Source organism: Methylomonas sp. HYX-M1 (assembly GCF_040741385.1).
GTDB lineage: Bacteria > Pseudomonadota > Gammaproteobacteria > Methylococcales > Methylomonadaceae > Methylomonas > Methylomonas rhizoryzae.
Genome location: NZ_CP160405.1, coordinates 683,042 through 700,172 on the forward strand (window position 1 = coordinate 683,042; position 17,131 = coordinate 700,172).

21 protein-coding genes are annotated in these 17,131 nt (G+C 57.5%); 6 read left to right on the top strand and 15 right to left on the bottom strand.

Going from position 1 to position 17,131, the window contains the following annotated elements; all coding sequences use genetic code 11:
- Window positions 1–5 precede the first annotated feature (5 nt).
- From AB0A83_RS03240 to AB0A83_RS03310, 15 genes are all read right to left on the bottom strand, one after another.
- The gene (locus AB0A83_RS03240; protein ID WP_367155386.1) at window positions 6–992 is read right to left on the bottom strand and encodes an ABC transporter substrate-binding protein; all 987 of its coding nucleotides are present in this window, start codon (window positions 990–992) and stop codon (window positions 6–8) included.
- 369 nt (window positions 993–1,361) lie between these two features.
- Entirely contained in the window at window positions 1,362–1,781 is a 420-nt protein-coding gene (locus AB0A83_RS03245) for an acyl-CoA thioesterase (RefSeq protein ID WP_367155387.1), read from the bottom strand.
- Between the two features lie 2 nt (window positions 1,782–1,783).
- Window positions 1,784–2,725 (bottom strand): lipid A biosynthesis acyltransferase, encoded by a 942-nt coding sequence (locus AB0A83_RS03250; RefSeq protein WP_150046681.1) that lies wholly within the window; start codon window positions 2,723–2,725, stop codon window positions 1,784–1,786.
- Window positions 2,722–3,456 carry a glycosyltransferase family 2 protein gene (locus tag AB0A83_RS03255; RefSeq protein ID WP_367155389.1) on the bottom strand — a complete coding sequence of 245 codons (735 nt, stop codon included), beginning with the start codon at window positions 3,454–3,456 and terminating at the stop codon, window positions 2,722–2,724. The genes AB0A83_RS03250 and AB0A83_RS03255 overlap by 4 nt, the downstream gene beginning before the upstream one ends.
- Window positions 3,449–3,832 carry an AMP-dependent synthetase gene (locus AB0A83_RS03260; RefSeq protein ID WP_150046686.1) on the bottom strand — a complete coding sequence of 128 codons (384 nt, stop codon included), beginning with the start codon at window positions 3,830–3,832 and terminating at the stop codon, window positions 3,449–3,451. The genes AB0A83_RS03255 and AB0A83_RS03260 overlap by 8 nt, the downstream gene beginning before the upstream one ends.
- Window positions 3,829–4,419 (bottom strand): hypothetical protein, encoded by a 591-nt coding sequence (locus AB0A83_RS03265; protein ID WP_150046688.1) that lies wholly within the window; start codon window positions 4,417–4,419, stop codon window positions 3,829–3,831. Before AB0A83_RS03265 ends, AB0A83_RS03260 begins: the two co-directional genes overlap by 4 nt.
- A 6-nt stretch (window positions 4,420–4,425) precedes the next feature.
- Window positions 4,426–4,674 (bottom strand): acyl carrier protein, encoded by a 249-nt coding sequence (locus AB0A83_RS03270; RefSeq protein WP_150046690.1) that lies wholly within the window; start codon window positions 4,672–4,674, stop codon window positions 4,426–4,428.
- The gene (locus AB0A83_RS03275; protein WP_150046692.1) at window positions 4,671–4,946 is read right to left on the bottom strand and encodes a phosphopantetheine-binding protein; all 276 of its coding nucleotides are present in this window, start codon (window positions 4,944–4,946) and stop codon (window positions 4,671–4,673) included. Before AB0A83_RS03275 ends, AB0A83_RS03270 begins: the two co-directional genes overlap by 4 nt.
- Window positions 4,921–5,709, bottom strand: a complete 789-nt coding sequence (locus tag AB0A83_RS03280) for a 1-acyl-sn-glycerol-3-phosphate acyltransferase (RefSeq protein ID WP_150046694.1) — start codon at window positions 5,707–5,709, stop codon at window positions 4,921–4,923. The genes AB0A83_RS03275 and AB0A83_RS03280 overlap by 26 nt, the downstream gene beginning before the upstream one ends.
- A complete protein-coding gene (locus AB0A83_RS03285; RefSeq protein ID WP_367155391.1) occupies window positions 5,702–6,454 on the bottom strand; it encodes a beta-ketoacyl synthase chain length factor in 753 nt (250 codons plus the stop codon). Before AB0A83_RS03285 ends, AB0A83_RS03280 begins: the two co-directional genes overlap by 8 nt.
- Window positions 6,455–6,466: 12 nt before the next feature.
- Complete coding sequence (locus tag AB0A83_RS03290; RefSeq protein ID WP_150046697.1) at window positions 6,467–7,696, bottom strand: beta-ketoacyl-ACP synthase; 1,230 nt, start codon at window positions 7,694–7,696, stop codon at window positions 6,467–6,469.
- Window positions 7,696–8,424, bottom strand: a complete 729-nt coding sequence (gene fabG, locus AB0A83_RS03295) for a 3-oxoacyl-ACP reductase FabG (protein WP_367155393.1) — start codon at window positions 8,422–8,424, stop codon at window positions 7,696–7,698. The genes AB0A83_RS03290 and fabG overlap by 1 nt, the downstream gene beginning before the upstream one ends.
- Window positions 8,421–8,876 (bottom strand): 3-hydroxylacyl-ACP dehydratase, encoded by a 456-nt coding sequence (locus tag AB0A83_RS03300; RefSeq protein WP_367155394.1) that lies wholly within the window; start codon window positions 8,874–8,876, stop codon window positions 8,421–8,423. Before AB0A83_RS03300 ends, fabG begins: the two co-directional genes overlap by 4 nt.
- Complete coding sequence (locus AB0A83_RS03305) at window positions 8,876–10,069, bottom strand: beta-ketoacyl-ACP synthase (protein ID WP_232056760.1); 1,194 nt, start codon at window positions 10,067–10,069, stop codon at window positions 8,876–8,878. The genes AB0A83_RS03300 and AB0A83_RS03305 overlap by 1 nt, the downstream gene beginning before the upstream one ends.
- A gap of 2 nt (window positions 10,070–10,071) precedes the next feature.
- Window positions 10,072–11,298 carry an NAD(P)/FAD-dependent oxidoreductase gene (locus AB0A83_RS03310; protein ID WP_150046703.1) on the bottom strand — a complete coding sequence of 409 codons (1,227 nt, stop codon included), beginning with the start codon at window positions 11,296–11,298 and terminating at the stop codon, window positions 10,072–10,074.
- Between the two features lie 81 nt (window positions 11,299–11,379).
- Here AB0A83_RS03310 and AB0A83_RS03315 point away from each other — a divergent pair, with 81 nt between their 5' ends.
- The 6 genes from AB0A83_RS03315 to AB0A83_RS03340 all read left to right on the top strand — a co-directional run bounded on the left by AB0A83_RS03315 (window position 11,380) and on the right by AB0A83_RS03340 (window position 16,968).
- Window positions 11,380–12,714, top strand: coding sequence for an AMP-binding protein (locus AB0A83_RS03315; RefSeq protein WP_150046705.1), 1,335 nt, complete (start codon window positions 11,380–11,382; stop codon window positions 12,712–12,714).
- Between the two features lie 468 nt (window positions 12,715–13,182).
- Window positions 13,183–13,392, top strand: coding sequence for a hypothetical protein (locus AB0A83_RS03320; RefSeq protein ID WP_150046707.1), 210 nt, complete (start codon window positions 13,183–13,185; stop codon window positions 13,390–13,392).
- 23 nt (window positions 13,393–13,415) lie between these two features.
- Window positions 13,416–14,414: an AraC family transcriptional regulator gene (locus AB0A83_RS03325; protein ID WP_150046709.1), complete on the top strand. Its 999-nt coding sequence runs from the start codon at window positions 13,416–13,418 to the stop codon at window positions 14,412–14,414.
- Window positions 14,415–14,616: 202 nt separating this feature from the next.
- Window positions 14,617–15,906, top strand: a complete 1,290-nt coding sequence (locus AB0A83_RS03330) for an NAD(P)H-binding protein (RefSeq protein ID WP_367155395.1) — start codon at window positions 14,617–14,619, stop codon at window positions 15,904–15,906.
- Window positions 15,903–16,376 (top strand): DUF2269 domain-containing protein, encoded by a 474-nt coding sequence (locus tag AB0A83_RS03335; protein WP_150046713.1) that lies wholly within the window; start codon window positions 15,903–15,905, stop codon window positions 16,374–16,376. Before AB0A83_RS03330 ends, AB0A83_RS03335 begins: the two co-directional genes overlap by 4 nt.
- 4 nt (window positions 16,377–16,380) lie before the next feature.
- Window positions 16,381–16,968 (top strand): DUF4166 domain-containing protein, encoded by a 588-nt coding sequence (locus AB0A83_RS03340; RefSeq protein ID WP_190303233.1) that lies wholly within the window; start codon window positions 16,381–16,383, stop codon window positions 16,966–16,968.
- Window positions 16,969–17,131 lie beyond the last annotated feature (163 nt).

Genomic DNA, 17,131 nt, shown 5'->3' on the forward strand with positions numbered 1-17,131 from the left:
AAAGCCTAGCGGTAGATAGTTACGGCGGACGGTTTGATAGCCGATAGGCTATCGAAATGAATGTGTTGTTGGTAGTCGGGCATGACGGTTCGATCGGTCAGCCGGTTTTTCATGGCCCAGCGGGTTTCGTCTTCCAAGGTAATCAGCAGCGTTTGATCGAGTGTCACAGCATAATTGAAATCAGCCCAAACATTCTTGATCAGACTCAATGCCAACCCGGTGGCGCTTGCCATAATGGCTTGAGCCGCATCCGGCTTTTCAGCGACGAAGGTTTCGGCCTTGAGCAAGGCGCGTAGAAAGCGCTTGATCGTATCGGCATTTTTTTCGATAAACGCTTGTTGTGCGGCGATATTAAACGTTTCGGTGTAGATGTCCCGGTCGTAAAAGACCGTCACATCGGAACCTAATTGCCGTTGAATTTGTGTCAGCGGGTAGTTCCAGGTGCAAACCGCATCGACCTGCCGGAGTTCGATACTCTGCAGCATGTCTTGAGGATGGATGGCAACCGCCTCGATTTCCGGTCTGGTCAGGCCGGATGCCGTCAAAATGGAATCCAGAAAAAACTCGGATGTCGTGCCGGGGGTGTAGCCGACGCGCTTTCCCTTTAAATCGGAGAGTTCGGCAATGCCGGCATCCCGTCTGGCCGCAACGGCGTGATTGCTTGAACTGGTGACGATATTGGCAATTACGGCGACCCGTTCGCCGCGCAATATGCTGAACATCAGCGGCGTTTCGGCAACGGTTGCGAAATCGGCTTTATTCTCAAGCACCGCTTGCAAGGCCGTTTTGCCGAAACTATGCAATTGAGGCAGCACTTCCAATCCCTCCTCGGTAAAAAAACCTTGAGCCAACGCGACATGCATCAGCGCCGATTCCGGTTGATTGGTGAAGGCAACGGTGATTTTTCTTATCAGCCCCGGGTTTTGCGGCGGGGACTCTCGGCAGGCGGCCAACAGCGTGAAGCACATCGATAGAAGGAAAGCTTTAGCCATTATGAGCTTGTGCTGCGTAACATAAACCACTATTCAACACTCTAAAAATCGATCAATTTGGCTAACAGGGTCAAAGCGACACGGGTGGAGAAATGCTGGTCAATGACTGTGTAAGCGGTACAGTTATACAACGACTCGCTTGGTTAACCAACAATTATTCGAAAAAACCTGAATGCTCTATCTTATTGATTAACTTAGTCGTTAGGCGACTTTTGCATCGCTCGGCGATCTTGAATGATCGAAGGCGCATGCCGTGGTTCTATCGGCGTCTCACGCAACTATCCATGTGTGCACTATTGCCTGCCGGAGCAGTCAGCCGCCAAGGCGTCATAAAAAAACGGCAACGTTGGGTCGGCGGATTCGGCCGGGTTATTGCTCAGGCGCTTCGCCCAAACCCAACTTGTGCAAGAAAATCGGCGGCGAGGCGTAGCACATTTCCCCGGTGTCGCTGTTAACCGCGGCTTGTATGGTTTGGGCTTTGGCCAGAATTTCGCCGCTGCCGGCGTCGCTGATGCGGTATTTGATTTTCATCCGGTATTCCCATTCCACCAGTTCGGCGCGGACTGTAAGCTTTTGTTCGAAGCGGGCCGGTTTGACGTAACGCAATTGCAAATCGACGATGGGCCAGACGTAACCGGTTTGGCGCATGGTCATATAGCCGTAGTCGATTTTGTCCAGCAAGGCGCAGCGGGCGAGCTCCAAATATTTGCAGTAATGGCCGTGCCAGGCGATGCCGAGGATGTCGATGTCGAAAAACGGTACGATAACTTCCACTTCGGCGCTGATCATGGCTATTTTTCCAGGGTGGGTCGCTTGCCCCAATACGGATAAAAATTAAACCATTGCAGGGGCGCCGCGTGGCAGTGTTGTTCCAGTCGTTCGGCGTAGCGACGGGCCAGTTGCTGCAAGTGCTGTTCGCGTTGCTCAGGATTGCGAGGAATGCGGATAGGCTCTGAGAAGGGTTGCAAGCGAATTTGAAACCTGCCCTCGGTACGGTAGCAAAACAAGGTGAACACCGGGCAGCGTAGCAGCGATGCCAATAAATACGGGCCTTGCGGGAATTCGGCCGGCCGGCCCAAAAAATCCGCGGTCACGGTGCGTACGCCGCTGACCGGAATCCGGTCGCCGACCATCACCACGAATTCGCCGGCTTCGATTTTGCTTTGCAAGTCGATGGCGACCGCCGGATTCAGTTCGGTCACCTGAATCAATTTGATGGTGTTGCTGCCGCTGGCGCCCAGTAAGCGGTTGAATTTCTCCGCGTGCCGGGTATGTACCAATATGTTGAGGCGGATTTGACCGCGCTGGTGAGCGACCGCCTGGCAAATTTCCAGGTTGCCGATATGGCCGCTGAGCAGCAGGGCGCCACGCTTTTGTGCAATCATCTCCAACAGTACAGGCCGGTTGGGAAAGTCGACCGAGGCCGGGTCGATCAAGCCCATCCAGGCGACGATTTTATCCAGCAGGGTTTCGCCGAAACCGACGAAGTGCCGGTAACTCAAGCGCCAGCCGGGCCTGAGTCCCAAATCCGGAAAGTAGGCGGCAAGCTGTTGCAGATACTCCAGCGAAGCTTGCCGGGCTACCCGGCCGGTCAAAAAATAGTAGCTGACCACCGGCCGCAATATCAGCCGGAACGCGTGACGGCCGAACCGCCGGTAAATCCACACCAACGTTTTGATGCCCCAGATAACGCTGGTTTCCTGCATCGCCGCCCAATGGCCGGTTTCCGTCATCGAAAATGCCTCGCCAGTAAGGTGGGCAAGCGGTATAGCATGCCGAAGAACAGTTTGGCGTGGGTTAGGCTGATGCGCAGATTGTCTTCCAAACCGCGAAAATGCGAGATGCCGTCGGCCGGATAGCCGACTTTAGTGGGAATAGACAGCACCGGGACGCCCTGCCAGTAAAGCCTTACCAGAATTTCGATATCGAAAGCCATGCGGTTTTCCAGCGCGGCATTGCGCAGTAGTTCGGCCGTCGCCGCCAAAGGATAAACCCGGTAACCGCACATGGCGTCGGCAATGTCCAACGACAAGGTGTTGATGTAAACCCAAGCGTGGGTCAGGTAGCGGCCGTAATAACGCGCTTTGGGGATGCTGGCGTCGAATAGTGGACGGCCCAGCACCATGGCGGCCGGGTTGGCTTGGGCAGTGGCCAAAAATTGCGGAACGTCTTGCAGGTCGTGTTGGCCGTCGGCGTCGATTTGCAGGGCGTGGCTGTAGCCTTGCCGTTCGGCGTGGCGCAAGCCGGCTTTCACCGCGCCGCCCTTGCCCAGATTGTGCGGCAACCGAATCGTGCAGACCCAAGGATATTGCTGCGCCAGATGCTGTATCGTTTCGGCGCAGCCGGTTGCGCTGCCGTCGTCCACCAAGATGCAGGGCAAGTCGAACCGCGCCAACTGCCGGACGATGGCCGGCAGCGGGCCTTCGTGGTTATACACCGGGATCAGAAAACAAGGTTTAAACATGGTCGGCGTAAAGATAGATCCGGCCCGAACTGAATTCGGTATCGGCGGCGGCGTAACGAAATTCCAGTTTTTGCTGAGCTGCGTTATAACGCAAACGCAGTTGCAACGCTTGTCCGGGTAACAACAGCTCCTTGAATTTTATTGCCTCCATGCGGGCGAAGCGGCCGGCAAGCGGCAAATAGACTTGTCCGTAGTGCATGGCCCAGTGGATTTGTACCACGCCCGGAACGATGGCGATGGCGTCGAAATGGCCGTCGAAATAAACTAACTGCGGTGGAATGCAAAGGCTCAATTCCACGCCGCTTTCAATCGCGGCCTTGCCTATGACTTCGGGTAATAATACAGCCGCCGGTTCGGCTTGATTTTGGTGATTCAAAAGCTGGCCTTTACTTTACGGCGGATCAGCATTTCCACGCCCATCAGGATACCCATTAACACATAAAAGATGCAGCCATTATAAAGGCTCCACAGCGCGGCATCGCCGTGTAAAGCGGTAAGCAGCGAAATCACTGCGTTCAGGCAAAAAAACAAGGTCCAGACTTGGGTCACCCGGCGGGTATAAGCAATGCCGTGCGGCGGCAAATTCGGATACTCCAGTCGGGCCAGCCGTTCGACCACAGTGGGCGGTTGGTACAAGCTGTGCGCGAATACGGCGGCGAAACTCAGGCTGACGGCGACCGGATAGCTTAGCAGCCATAGTCTGTCGTTCATGAATGCGCCGAATAACAGAAATACTATGGCGGCAGGTAGCACCAAACGGTTGGCGGGACTTTGACTTTGCTTTCGGGTTTTACCTTGCCGGGCCAGACGCAGCAGGCCAAGGCCGGCTAAACCTAAAGCGATGCCGCGCGGTTGAAAGCTATCCAGCAACAGCCACAACAGAAACGGGTAACTTAGCGTGACCAACCAAAACAAGCCGTTCAAAACGGCCGTAGGCCAGCGGTATGCGGCTTCTCGCTCCATCTATCATCAGCCGACGACGACCCGGTGTACGGTCTCGACCACGTCTTGCACGGTGCGGGCGTTTTTGAAATCTTCCGGGTTGATGCGTTTGCCGGTAATTTCCCGCAGCCTCACCATCAGGTCGACCGCGTCTATGCTGTCTATGTCCAAGTCTTTGCCCAAGTCGGCGCTAAGGACGATGTCTTCCGGCGCCAGCTCGAAGATCTCCGACATGATTTGCTTTAACGTGGCCAAAATTTCGTCTTGGGTGTTCATAAGTGGGTAGCGTGTTGTTGCGATACGACGAAGGCGGCCAGAGTGTGTACCGAGGCGAAATGCCGGGCCAGCGAGGCGGCGGGCGTGTGCACATCGAGGTCTATGCAGTATTTTTTCTTCAATGCCACACCCAGTTCCAGTGCGTCTATGGAATCCAGGCCCAAGCCTTCGCCGAACAACGGCGCTTCGCTGCCGATGTCTTGCGGGCTCAAGGCGTCCAGTTCGAAAATATCGATGATTAATTGTTTAAGCTCGGCTTCGAGTGAGTCCATGGTCGGCCAGCCGGTCGGTAAAATAGGTTTCCAATTGCCGGGTGACGCGTCTGGCTGCTAACGAGCGATTGTCGCTGCCGGAAATCGGGCTGAGCCGGATATGATCACCTACAATCAGGCTTAAAGTAAACTTCTTTTGTGGGATTTGATACCACCGCTCCTGCTTGGTCAGGGTGGTCGGGCGACAGCCCAATAACACCGGCAATAACGGGGCTTGGGCGTGCAAAGCGATTGCCGCGGCGCCGCGTTGGAATTTGATGGCCAGTCCCGGCGTGGTGCGCGTGCCTTCGGGAAATACGATCAGCACGCTGCCGCCGTGCAATTCTTCGGCGCAGCGCTCCAGCAAGGTTTCCGGGTCTTCGGCGTAGATATAGCCCATGGCCCGGATCGGAATGCGCATGAACGGGTTTTTGATTAACGCCGGTTTGACGATGCAACTGGCGTTGCGGATTTGCGAAATCAAAAACACGATGTCCAGCAGGCAGGGGTGGTTGGCCACGACGATTTGACCGGATCGGTTCAAAATTTCCGGATCGCTGACCCGGTAATCCAATATGCCGACGGTTCGCATGAAATTCATGTATAGGCGAAAAACCTGCTGCATCAGGCGGCGCGAGCGTTGGGTTCGGATTTGGTTGCGGCCCAGTAACGGCGCCAGCAGCGGGAATACACCACCCCACAGCAGGACGCCGACCGCGCCGAACAAAAAGAAGCTCAGGCCGGTAGCGAACAAGCGCCACAAGTAATTCAGGCGGTTAGCCAAGAGTTAATCTCCACTGCCACAGTGCGCGCCGGGTGGCAACGCTGCCGTTCAGTTGCCCGCTGCAGGCGGCTTGCAGCAGGGCATAACCGGCGTCCGGCGACGGCGGCCGGCTTCTGTCCGGCGTGCGGCACAGCTCTAAGGCAGAACCGGACGCGCCGGGGTTGGCCAAGACCATGGCCAAGGCCCAAGTCTGTTCCGGACCGTGAATATGGGTTAGATACACCTCCGGCAAGGCTTGATCGTAAGCGACCAGCAATACCCGAGGAACTTCCAGCAATAGCCCGGCCGCTTCGACCAAGCCGGCAAACACGTCGTCCCCGCCGCCGGCTAAAGCCAGATAAGGCTGGCGGCTGGCGCATTGCAATCCGTACAAGCCGCCGATGGCGTTATGCACGCTCAAACTGAACCGGCTGGGCGATAGGGCTTCGCCGCGCGCCAGATCGGTCAGCATCTCGAAGTAATAGCGGCTTTCGCCGTGGCGGGAAAAAAATATGGACGGCATGTCGCCGCAGGCTTGCCGGCAGCGCCAAGCGCTTGCGCAGGCGGCCCTGGCCAGCGGCGACAGACGGCGGCGTTGCATTATCGGCAAAAACTCCAGATCCGGATGCTCGCCGGTCAATAGGCCGCCTTCCGGCCAGCAGTCGTCGGATGTTGCCGGGTTGGCCTGCCAGCCGCACCAATGCAATAAAGCGAATTTGAAACGGAGCGTGTCGCCGGGGTTGGTTGATTGCAAGAGCGCCGCCATGGGCCGCACCCGTCAGCCGCGCCAGCGGCGCAGTACCAGCGAGGTATTGATGCCGCCGAAAGCAAAATTGTTGCTGATCAGGTAGTCGGTGTCGATAGCGCGGCCGTTGCCGGTCAGATAGTCCAGCGGCGCGCAGCGCGGGTCGGGGTCGTCCAGGTTCAAATTGCCGTGAAACCAGCCTTCGCGCAGCATCTCGATCGCCACCATAGCCTCCAGCGCGCCGCAGGCGCCCAAGGTATGACCGGTATAGCCTTTCAGCGTGCTGATAGGGGTTTGTCCGCCGAATACCGCGAAGGTGGCCTGACTCTCGGCGATGTCGCCTTGCTCGGTGGCGGTGCCGTGGGCGCTGACATAGCCGATTTGCGCCGGCGCCAGGCCGGCGTCGGCCAATGCCTGACGCATGACTACCTGCATGGTGTCGGCGTTGGGTTGGGTGACGTGGGCGCCGTCGGCGTTGGTGGCGAAGCCGACCACTTCGGCGTGTATCGTTGCGCCGCGTTCGATAGCGCGTTGCAGTTCTTCCAACACCAAGGTGCAAGCGCCTTCGCCTATTACCAAGCCATCGCGCCGTCGGTCGAACGGGCGCGGGGTCAGCTGCGGCTGGTCGTTGCGGGTGCTGGCGGCGTACAAGGCGTCGAACAGAGCCGCCATGGTCGGGCACAATTCCTCGCCGCCGCCGGCCAGCATGACGTCTTGCTGGCCGAATTTGATCGCTTCGTAGCCGAAGCCTATGGCCTGACTGCCCGAGGTGCAAGCGCTAACGGCCGGTAGCATGCGGCCGCGTACTTGAAAAAACACCGCCACGTTGGCCAAGGTGGTATGGCCCATCATTTTTAAATAGGTGGTGGCGTTCAGGTTGCCAATGTCGTGGTGCAGCAGCATGTTGCCGAAATCGGCGATGGCCGAGGTGGAGCCCACCGACGAGCCGTAGGATACGCCGGTGCGGCCGCTGCCGATCACGGGATCGTCCAGCAAGCCGGCGTCCAGCAGCGCCAATTCGGTGGCGCGGGTGGCCATTTGCGATACCCGCCCCATGCTGCGGGTACGTTTGCGGCTGTAGTGCGCCGGCAGTTCAAAGCCTTCGACCGGCGCGCCCAAGCGGGTCAGCAAGCCGTTGTAACGTTCCCAGTCCGGTAAATAGCGTATACCGGATGCGCCGCGCTGCAGGCGGTCGCGGATCTGCGCCCAGTCGTTGCCTATCGGCGAAAAGCCGGCCATGCCGGTAACCACCACCCGCCGCATCAGCACAAACCTCCGTTGACCGAAATCACTTGGCGGGTGATGTAAGCGGCGTCGTCGGACAGTAAAAAAGCCACTAAGGCGGCCACTTCCTCCGGTTTGCCCAGGCGTTTGGCCGGAATGGCGTTGACGATCTCGTCCACCGGCACGCCTTCCAGCATATCGGTTTCGATCAAGCCGGGTGCGACGCAGTTGACGGTGATTTTGCGCTTGGCCAGTTCGACGGCCAGCGCTTTGCTGGCGCCGATGATGCCGGCTTTGGCGGCGCTGTAATTGACTTGACCGCGGTTACCGATCAGGCCGGATACCGAGGACAGGGTGACGATGCGGCCGGGCCGGCGGCGCTGGATCATTGGCATCACCACCGGATTCAAGACGTTATAAAAGCCGTCCAGATTACCGCGCAGTACCGTGTCCCAATCGTCGCTGCTCAGGGCCGGGAAGGCATTATCACGGGACAGGCCGGCGTTGCAGACTACGCCGTAATAGGCGCCGTGGGTCTGCATATCGGCTTCCAAGCTGGTTTTGGCGGCTTCGCGCTCGGCCAGGTCGAAACACAGGATACGGCTGCGTTGGCCCAATATCTCGATTTCGCCGCGAACCTGTTCGGCGTCTTGTATCCGGCTGCGGCAATGGACAACCACGTCGTAGCCTTCACGTGCCAGGCGCAAGGCGATGGCTTTGCCTATGCCGCGGCTGGCGCCGGTAACCAATACCGATTTGGGGCTCATGCGGCTTTTTGAGCGATAAAGCGCTGCCAGTCTTCCGGTAGCAGCACGTTGAGTTTGGCCGCCGCTTGGATGCCGGCGCCGTCTATCTTGCAATCGAAAACCGCCATGTCGTTGGCCGCTTCGATGATTTTCTCCGCGCGCACGGTCAGCACGGCGCCGCACGGAAAGCGGTCGACCGAGCTTTGGTAATGGCGGGTGCCCAATAAAAATCCCAAGCCTATCTCCAGGCCGGCGCGGCGGCGCTGGTAGCCGGAGTAGGCGCCTATGGTCTGTGCCATGTATTCCAAGCCCAGCCAGGCCGGGACGCAACGGTCGGGGCCGGAAAACAAGCCGTCGTCGCGCACGCTCAGCTGCACCAAGGCGTGTTGATCGTCGGCCGCCAACAAGCGGTCTATCAATATCATGTTGCGCGATTGCGGCAATAAATCGGCCAGCGGAAAATTATCCGGCATCAGAGAAGTTCCGACTTACCGAGCAGTAAAGACACATTGTTGCCACCAAACGAAAAAGAATTACTGAGGCAATATTGTAACGGCTGGTTGCAGCGATGTCCCGGTGCGACGAAGTTCAAGCTCGGCAAGGTTGGATCGGCTTGACCGTCCCAGCGGTGTGCCGGCAGCCTGCGCTCGGGATTGAACTCGGATAACAGCAACCAGCACAGTGCCGCTTCGATGGCGCCGGCCGCGCCCAGGCAATGCCCGGTAGCCTGTTTGCTGGAGCCGCACGGCGGCGTAGTACCGAACAAGGCGTGTACCGCCAAGGCTTCCATCGCGTCGTTCTGGACGGTGGCGGTGCCGTGCAGGTTTAGGTACTCGATTTGCCGCGGGCTGAGGCCGGCGTCGCTCAAGGCCGCTTGCATTGCGGCCAATGCGCCGCTGCCGTCCGGGCGGGGTGCGGAAATGTGGTAGGCGTCGGCGCTGGCCCCGCCTCCCGACAATACGAACGGGGCGGGTTCTCGGCTCATCATGAATAAAGCGGCACCTTCGCCGAGCACGGTGCCGTCCCGGTTGGCGCTGAACGGCAGGCAGCGGGTGCGACTGATGGCGGCCAGTACGGAAAATCCCTGCAAGGTGGTGCGGCACAAGCTGTCGCTACCGCCTACCAGCACCGCATCGCATGCGCCCAGGCGGAGCAAGCGGCGGGCGGACAATAAGGCGTTGGCGCTGGACGAGCAGGTGGTCGATAGGGTGTAGGCCGGACCTGCGATACGCAAATATTCGGCCAGAAACTCGGCTGCACCGCCCAGTTCTTGTCGGCTGTAGTGGTAGGACTCCGGAAAAATCCCCGTCGCTAGCAATTCGGCGATCGCGCGTTCACCCTCGGCAATCCCCGACGTGCTGGTGCCCAGCACTATGCCGATTCGGTGCGGTCCGTAGCGGGCAATGGCTTGTGTCGTAACGGCTTCGATTTGACCTAGGGCGGCCAACAGCAGTCGGTTGTTGCGGCAATCGTAGCGGTTAAGCCGGGGCGGAATACGCGGTAATTCGGCTTGCACGGCCATGGCGGGAATGGACGCCTCACCGCAGCTTAGGGTTTGCGGCTGCGGGGCGCGGCCGTCCAGCCAGGCCTGCAGCACGCTCGGTTTGTCGCAGCCGAGCGCGGAGACGATGCCGACGTCGTGCAGGTAGGCTGCCGCTCGCATCATTACTATAGCGGCGGACAAAGTTCGGCGATGGCGCTGAGCCGCTTGTCGCTGCGTTGCGTCATCGGGTTGTCGCCGTCCCAGGCATAGCCGGCCAAAATGGAACTGATCATGGATTTAATCCCGGTCAACTGGTAGGGCTCGAACAGCAGGCGCTGGAAACGGCCGTCGTACCAGGCGTCGACGAAGGCGCGAAATACGTCTATGCCTTTGCGTAACGGCCGTTCGTAATCGCTATGCCAATCCACCGCCGCGCCGTTGAGTTGTTGATGCAGCAAGGGCGCGGCCAATGCCGCCGATTTCAGCGCGATGGTGACGCCGGAGGAAAACACCGGGTCCAAAAACTCGCCGGCGTTGCCTAGCAGCGCATAGCCTTGGCCGTGCAAGGCGGTGACGTTGGCGGAATAGCCGCCGATGCGGTTGGCCGGGGTGTCGAACCCGGCGTCGGCCAGCAGTTGCGCCAAGCGCGGCTCTTCCATGGCGATGCCGCGCAACACATCGATGGGTTTGCCCGGCCGCTGTTCGATCCAGCCGGCCGGCGCTACGACGCCAAGGGAACTGCGGCCGTTGCTGAACGGAATCAGCCAATACCAAACTTCGTGGCATTCCGGGTGGATGGCGATCAGAATTTTGGTGCGGTCGTAGTCGGCGACCTTGATTCGGTCCTCGATATGGGTGAACAAGGCTTGTCTGGGCGCTAAACCGCTAGCCGTTTCCAGGTTCAGCAGTTTGGGCAACACTCTGCCGAAGCCGCTGGCGTCCAGTACCCAGGCCGCTTGCCAGCGCCGAGGCCGGCCCTGATCGTCCAAGCCGCTCAGGCGAGCGCAGCCCGGCTCGGAAAAATCGGCGGCGGTAATCTCATGGCCGTAACGGATGGGTACGCCGTTGGCGGCGGCGGTGTCGGCCAACAGTTGATCGAAGCGGGCGCGTTGCACTTGGAAGGTCGTGCCCCAGCCCGGGGTGAACTTTTCGGAAAAGTCGAATTCGCTAAGTTTGCCGGCGTGAGAAAAGGCCGCGCCGGTTTTCAATTGAAAGCCTTCGGCCACTATGGCGTCCAACAGCCCGGCCTGTTCCAGGACCGGCATGCATTGCGGCAACAGGCTTTCGCCGATGGAAAAACGCGGGAAGCGGTGTTTTTCCAGCACCAATACCTTGCGGCCCGCTTGGTGTAATAGTTGCGCGGCAACGCTGCCGGCCGGGCCGGCGCCTATGATGATTACTTCGGCATCCATCGCTGAGTCTGTCTCTGTCTATGGGTAAAATATAAGTTTTGTTTCATTGACTGCAATCGCGCCAAGGTCGCCAGCACACGCATGCCAATTGAGTCGGCAACAATACCGCAGCAGACGGTTTTCATGCAGGACGAGCGGCCGTTCGCCCTGTTCCAAGGTCGGGTGATCAGCCGCCGGCAACTGTGGCGAGACGTATCGGCTTTGGCCGAGCGCTTGCCAGCCAAAACCCATGCGCTCAATCTGTGCCAAAACCGTTACTTGTTTTGCGTGTGCTTGTTGGCGGCAGCCAGCCGCGGGCAAATTTGTCTGTTGCCGTCTTCCGCCCATCAACGGGTACTTTACGATATTTTAAAGGATTATCCCGATGCCTATTTGGTCGGCGAACAGATGCCGGAGATGGCTGGGGTTTGCCGTTTCGAGGTAGGCCGACCCGCAGCGGGCGGCGGCGGCAACATTCATGCGGCCGAGATAGACTGGGCGCGGGCCGGAGTCGTCGCGTTTACCTCCGGCAGTACCGGTAAACCCAAGCCTTGCCCGCACAGTTTGCTCAGCTTGCTGACTTCGGCGCGCATGGCGCTAGCGGCGTTGGGCTTGGCGGCAAGCCGGCGCGTGATGATTTCGACCACGCCGCCGCAGCACATGTACGGTTTGGAAACCTCGGTGTTTTGGCCGTTGAGTTCGGATTTGCTGTTATACGACGGCCGGCCGTTTTATCCGGGCGACGTGCAGGCCGCGCTGGCGGCCGCGCCTTGGCCGGCGCTATTGCTTACGACGCCCGCGCATTTACGCTCCTTGAGCAAAACCCGGCAGGCTTGGACCAACTTAGCCGGGGTGCTGAGCGCCACCGATACCTTGCCGCATGCCTTAGCCGCCGCCGCTAAAGCCGCGTTAGGGTTGGAGGTTTGGGAAATCTACGGTAGTACCGAAACTTTGTCGTTCGCCTGCAGGCAGGCGTTAAGCGCACGCGCGTGGCGCTTGTACCCGGGCTGTCGCTTGTACCGGGAGCGGAACCGGGGGCCGGTTTGGCTGGAGGCCCGGCATTTGCCCGAGGCCGCCGTTTTATCCGACCGGTTGAGACTTTTGGACGGCGAGCGGTTTGCGGCGTTAGGCCGCGATGTCGATATGGTGAAAGTGGCCGGCAAGCGCGCTTCGCTGAGCGATTTGAATCGCATTTTGTGCGAAATCGCCGGGGTCGACGACGGGGTTTTCTATTCGGTTGACGACGGTTCCACGGAGCCGCGTTTGGCGGCGTTCGTGGTCAGCAGCTTATCGGCTGCCGAGTTGCGTAGCGCGTTACGTGCGCGGATAGACGATGTGTTCTTACCGCGAAAAATCCAGCGGGTGGCGACCATCCCGCGCTCGGCGACCGGCAAATTTACCCGGCAGGCTTTGGAACAGCTGTTGCAAAATTGGTAAAACCCGGCGGCAAGCGAGCTGCGGCAACGTGACGCATTTTTAATATTAGGAAATACTGATAATCTATGGTCATTGCAACGCTGTTCAGCTCATTGCAATAACGTCCTCCCTCCAAATCCGGCCGTCGCGCCGGATTTTTTTTGCTTTACCCCTCCAAAAAAGCTGGGTTTACAATCAAGTTTCGCACCGCCGCTTTTCCGGGGTGATTTGGGTGACAATCCGCTCAGGTGCTTGTTCCTTAACTTTATAGTAGCGAGCCTATGATGCCTTTATCCGGCTTTATTCGCTCGGCATCCGAATGCACTAAACTTTTTCGTGGTCAATGACATTGGCCGGGGTCTCCTCTAGTTCTAAGATCGTCCACTAGGAGCAAGAGGGTGTCAGGTCGTTTGCTATTGGAATGAACAGGCGTTAGAAAACTGTGAGGATTAATTTGGGTGCAATGCTGGAACGTATTAAAGGCTGATCATGACTATTCTCTTTTCGTTTGCGGCTGAAAAAATCTGGCGCGCCATGCCTAAATCGAATCGGGAAGCCATTCTGTCCTCGGTTTGGTGTGGACAATGCCGAGGTAATACGACTATGGTCGATTATTCAGTCCAATCATTGGGCGATGAGGTGATTTTGTGCGGTAAATGCCAAACTTGCGGTGCGCAAGTCAGGCGGGTGGTCGACTGATAGGCACGAGGCCTCTGTTTCAAATGCAACTTGCTTCATTACTGACTATAGGCTTTTCGTTCGGTGCGGCAGCGCTGTTATTGCTGGGAAATCTTTTGCAAAGACGCGAGCCGGTCAGTTTCCAGGCCAAGGCGGCAGGATTTTTGCTGTTAGCGGATTTGACAGCTTTGCAGTGGTTGCATCTGCAATACCTGCTCGGTCGCCCGGATGCCGTGTTGTCTAAAGTTTATCTGGGGCTGTTGTTCGGTGTTGCTCCCAGCTTTTACTTTTACAGCCGGCAATTGCTGGGTGGCGTGGCAGCCTACCGCCGGCGCGACGTTTTACATTGGCTGCCGTTTACATTGACGCTGTTGTCATACCATTGGGCGTTTCTATCGGCTTTCGCGGTTGGCAGCGGCTATTTGCTTTGGCTGTGTAAGACGGTTTACGGCTTACGCGGCCAGCGGCGGCGCTTTCATCTGGAATTGCTGTCGTTGGCCGGCCTGTTGGCGATTGCCGTGGCGGTAATCGTATTAGGTTTGCTAGGTCCGCTACTGGACGACGGCCGTTTTATCAGCGTTTACAGTCTGTTGCTTGGCTTGGCGTTTTTCACCGTGGCACTGACCTTGTTGCGTTTCCCGAATCTTGCCGGCGAGGTGTCGGAAGCGGTGCAGGCGGCCTATGCCGAGTCTACATTGAAGAATATCGATAAAGCGGCGGTGCTTGCGAAACTCGATAAGTTGATGAGCGAAGATAAACTGTACACGCTTGAGGGCATAAGTCTGGCCGCTGTGGCCGAGCCCTTGGCCATTAGTCCTCACCAGTTATCGGAATTGATCAACACCGAATTCGGCCAGGGCTTTTCCCGTTATATTCGCGAACACCGCGTTGCTGCGGCCAAACAATTATTGCTAGCCGACCCGCAGGCTTCGGTGTTGTCGATTGGATTGACGGTTGGCTTTGCCACCCAATCCAATTTTTATGCCGCCTTCAAAGACGTTACCGGCATCACGCCGGGCCAATACCGCAAAAAGCCCGACTGAATCGGCCGGCGCTAACCGATCAAGCCCCCTGTTTGCTGCGGCCGTTTACTCCGAAATGATCATTTTGGATGTTTATAAGGCTTTGAAAATAAAGCCTGTTAAACAGTAGCGGCCATTTATTGTTCCTGAATGATCAATCAGGAAGATTGCTCGCGTCGCGTGGCTTATCTTGCTCCTGCCTTTCGATTTTAAGGAGCAAAGCATGGACATTTTACTGACCGGCGCTAGCGGTTTTGTCGGCCGTGCGGTATTGGCCGAACTGCTCGGCCGGGGACATCGGGTAACGGCCTGCTGCCGGAATCCTGAACAACTCACTATCCGACATGAACACCTCGCCACATTTGCTGTCGATTTCAACGAAGCCGATACCGTAGCGGCGTGGTGGCCCCGTCTACAGGGCATAGATGCCGTCGTTAACTGCGTCGGTATTATCGCGGAAACCCGCAATCAACGCTTCGAAGCCCTGCATAACCAGGCGGCATCGGCGTTGTTTACTGCGGCGGATCGGGCCGGCGTCGGCAAAGCGGTGCAGATTTCGGCCCTTGGAGCGGACGGCACAGCAGAGTCGCCCTACCATGTAAGCAAGAGGACCGCCGACGATGCCTTGCGGCAATTGCCGTTGGATTGGTTCGTGCTGCAACCGTCGCTGGTTTACGGTGATGGCGGTCAAAGCGCAGCGCTGTTTTATGCGCTGGCCTCCCTACCAATACACTGTCTACCCGATGGCGGACGGCAATTCATACAACCCGTTTATATTAATGATGTCGCCGAAGCGGTTGGCCGTTGCTTGGACGCAGACACGACGGGCCGCAAAACGTTGGCCTTGGTCGGCCCCGAAGCTATCACCTATGCCGATTGGTTGGCAGGCTTGCGTCGGCGGCTGGGTAAAACGGGAGCTACGGCGGTATCCATACCGCTACGTTACGCAAAGCTTGCCGCAAGTCTCGGGCGCTGGATAGGTGAGCCCATTCTGAGTCCGGACAGTATTGCGATGCTGGCTAGAGGTAATAGTGCGGATGTTTCCGTATTGACCGATTTTCTTGGTCGCCCGCCCGTCAACGTTACTAGCCGATTGTTCGAACGGCCTGCCAGCCAAGCCGAACGCTGGCAGGCCGGCTTGTATTTTTTACGGCCGGCGGCCCGATGGGTGATCGCATTGGTTTGGCTGTGGAGCGGCGTCACATCGCTATTTTTCTATCCGCACGACCTCAGTTACCGTATGCTGGCCGATACCGGTATAGAAGGTTGGATAGCTGCCTTGACCTTGTATGCTCTGGCGCTGATGGACATCGTTTTCGGCGTCGCGACGTTGTGCCGTTACCGCATTCAATCGTTGTTGCTTTGGCAGTGTTACATCGTCTTCGCCTACAGTATCGTCGTGGCCTGCCGTTTGCCCGAGTTCATATTTCATCCATTCGGGCCCTTATTGAAAAACCTGCCGTTCTTAGTCTTGTTGCTGGTTTACCGCGTATTGGAAGGAGAAAGACCATGATGTATTTAAGCTTGAAGTTGACTCACATCCTCAGCGCCGTCGTTTTATTCGGGCTAGGTTGCGGTACAGTGTTTTATAAGGTTATGGCCGATAAAACCGGGGAGCATGCCGCGATTGCCGCGACTAGCCGCCATGTAGTATTGGCAGATTGGTGGTTCACGACGCCAACCGTATTGATACAACCTGCTACCGGTGTGTTGCTAGCGGGGCAATTGCCGGCTTCGTTAGACGACGGCTGGCTGTGGTGGACTTTGCTGCTGTATTTAATCACCGGTTTGTGCTGGCTGCCGGTAGTCGTGTTGCAAATCCGCATGCGCGACATTGCCGTGCAAAGTCTTGCGGAAGGCAAACCGTTACCCTATCTGTACCATTATTATTCGAAACTCTGGTTGTGGCTGGGGGTACCTGCTTTCTTCGGCATGATCAGCATCACCACGTTGATGGTGTTTCATAACTCACTTTGGAGCTAAGCCCATGACAAAAGCATTGATGCAGAAAGTTTTAGGTGAAGATTGGTACCTGCTCCCGGACAGCATACGTCGGCACTACGACATCAGCGACGGCGGCAAAAGCCGGCTGCACGGCGAGATGGAAATAACTTATCCTGGTTATTTGTTTCCATGGGTCTGGACGATACACCTGTTCGGAGGCTTGGTGCTGTGGCCGGGCAAGGCGGTAGCGGCGGAAGTCGACAAACGCGCCGACGGCGGCGTTTTGCAGTGGCGGCGCACGCTGAGTTATGCCGACGGCAAGAGCGATTGTTTTTATTCGAGTATGCGTTTTGCTGCGGACAACGAGCTGATCGAAGACATCGGTTTTGGATTCGGTTTGCGGATGCGAGTCGAAGTCGACGAAGGCGAATTGCTTTACCGTAGCCTGGAGCACTTTTGGCAGTGGCGAAATTTCAAGCTGAAGATACCGGACTGGCTGCTATTGGGAAGTGCCGAAATCAGGGAGCATGCGCTCGGTGATGGGTTTCGACTGGATTTTAAGCTGACTCATCCATTATGGGGTATCACTTATCGTTACGCGGGTGGCTTTCTGTATTCTCCCGCTCAATAACCACTAAGGCGTTTAAAAAATGGCTTACCGCAATGAATTGTTGCAATCCAACCCATCGCTATTTAGTACCGACGGATCAGGCCTTAATGCTCATTCCGTTATTTTTTCAAATGTGCCTCACTGTTGCTATCGTGATATTTTCCTGACTGAGGGCTCGAAGACC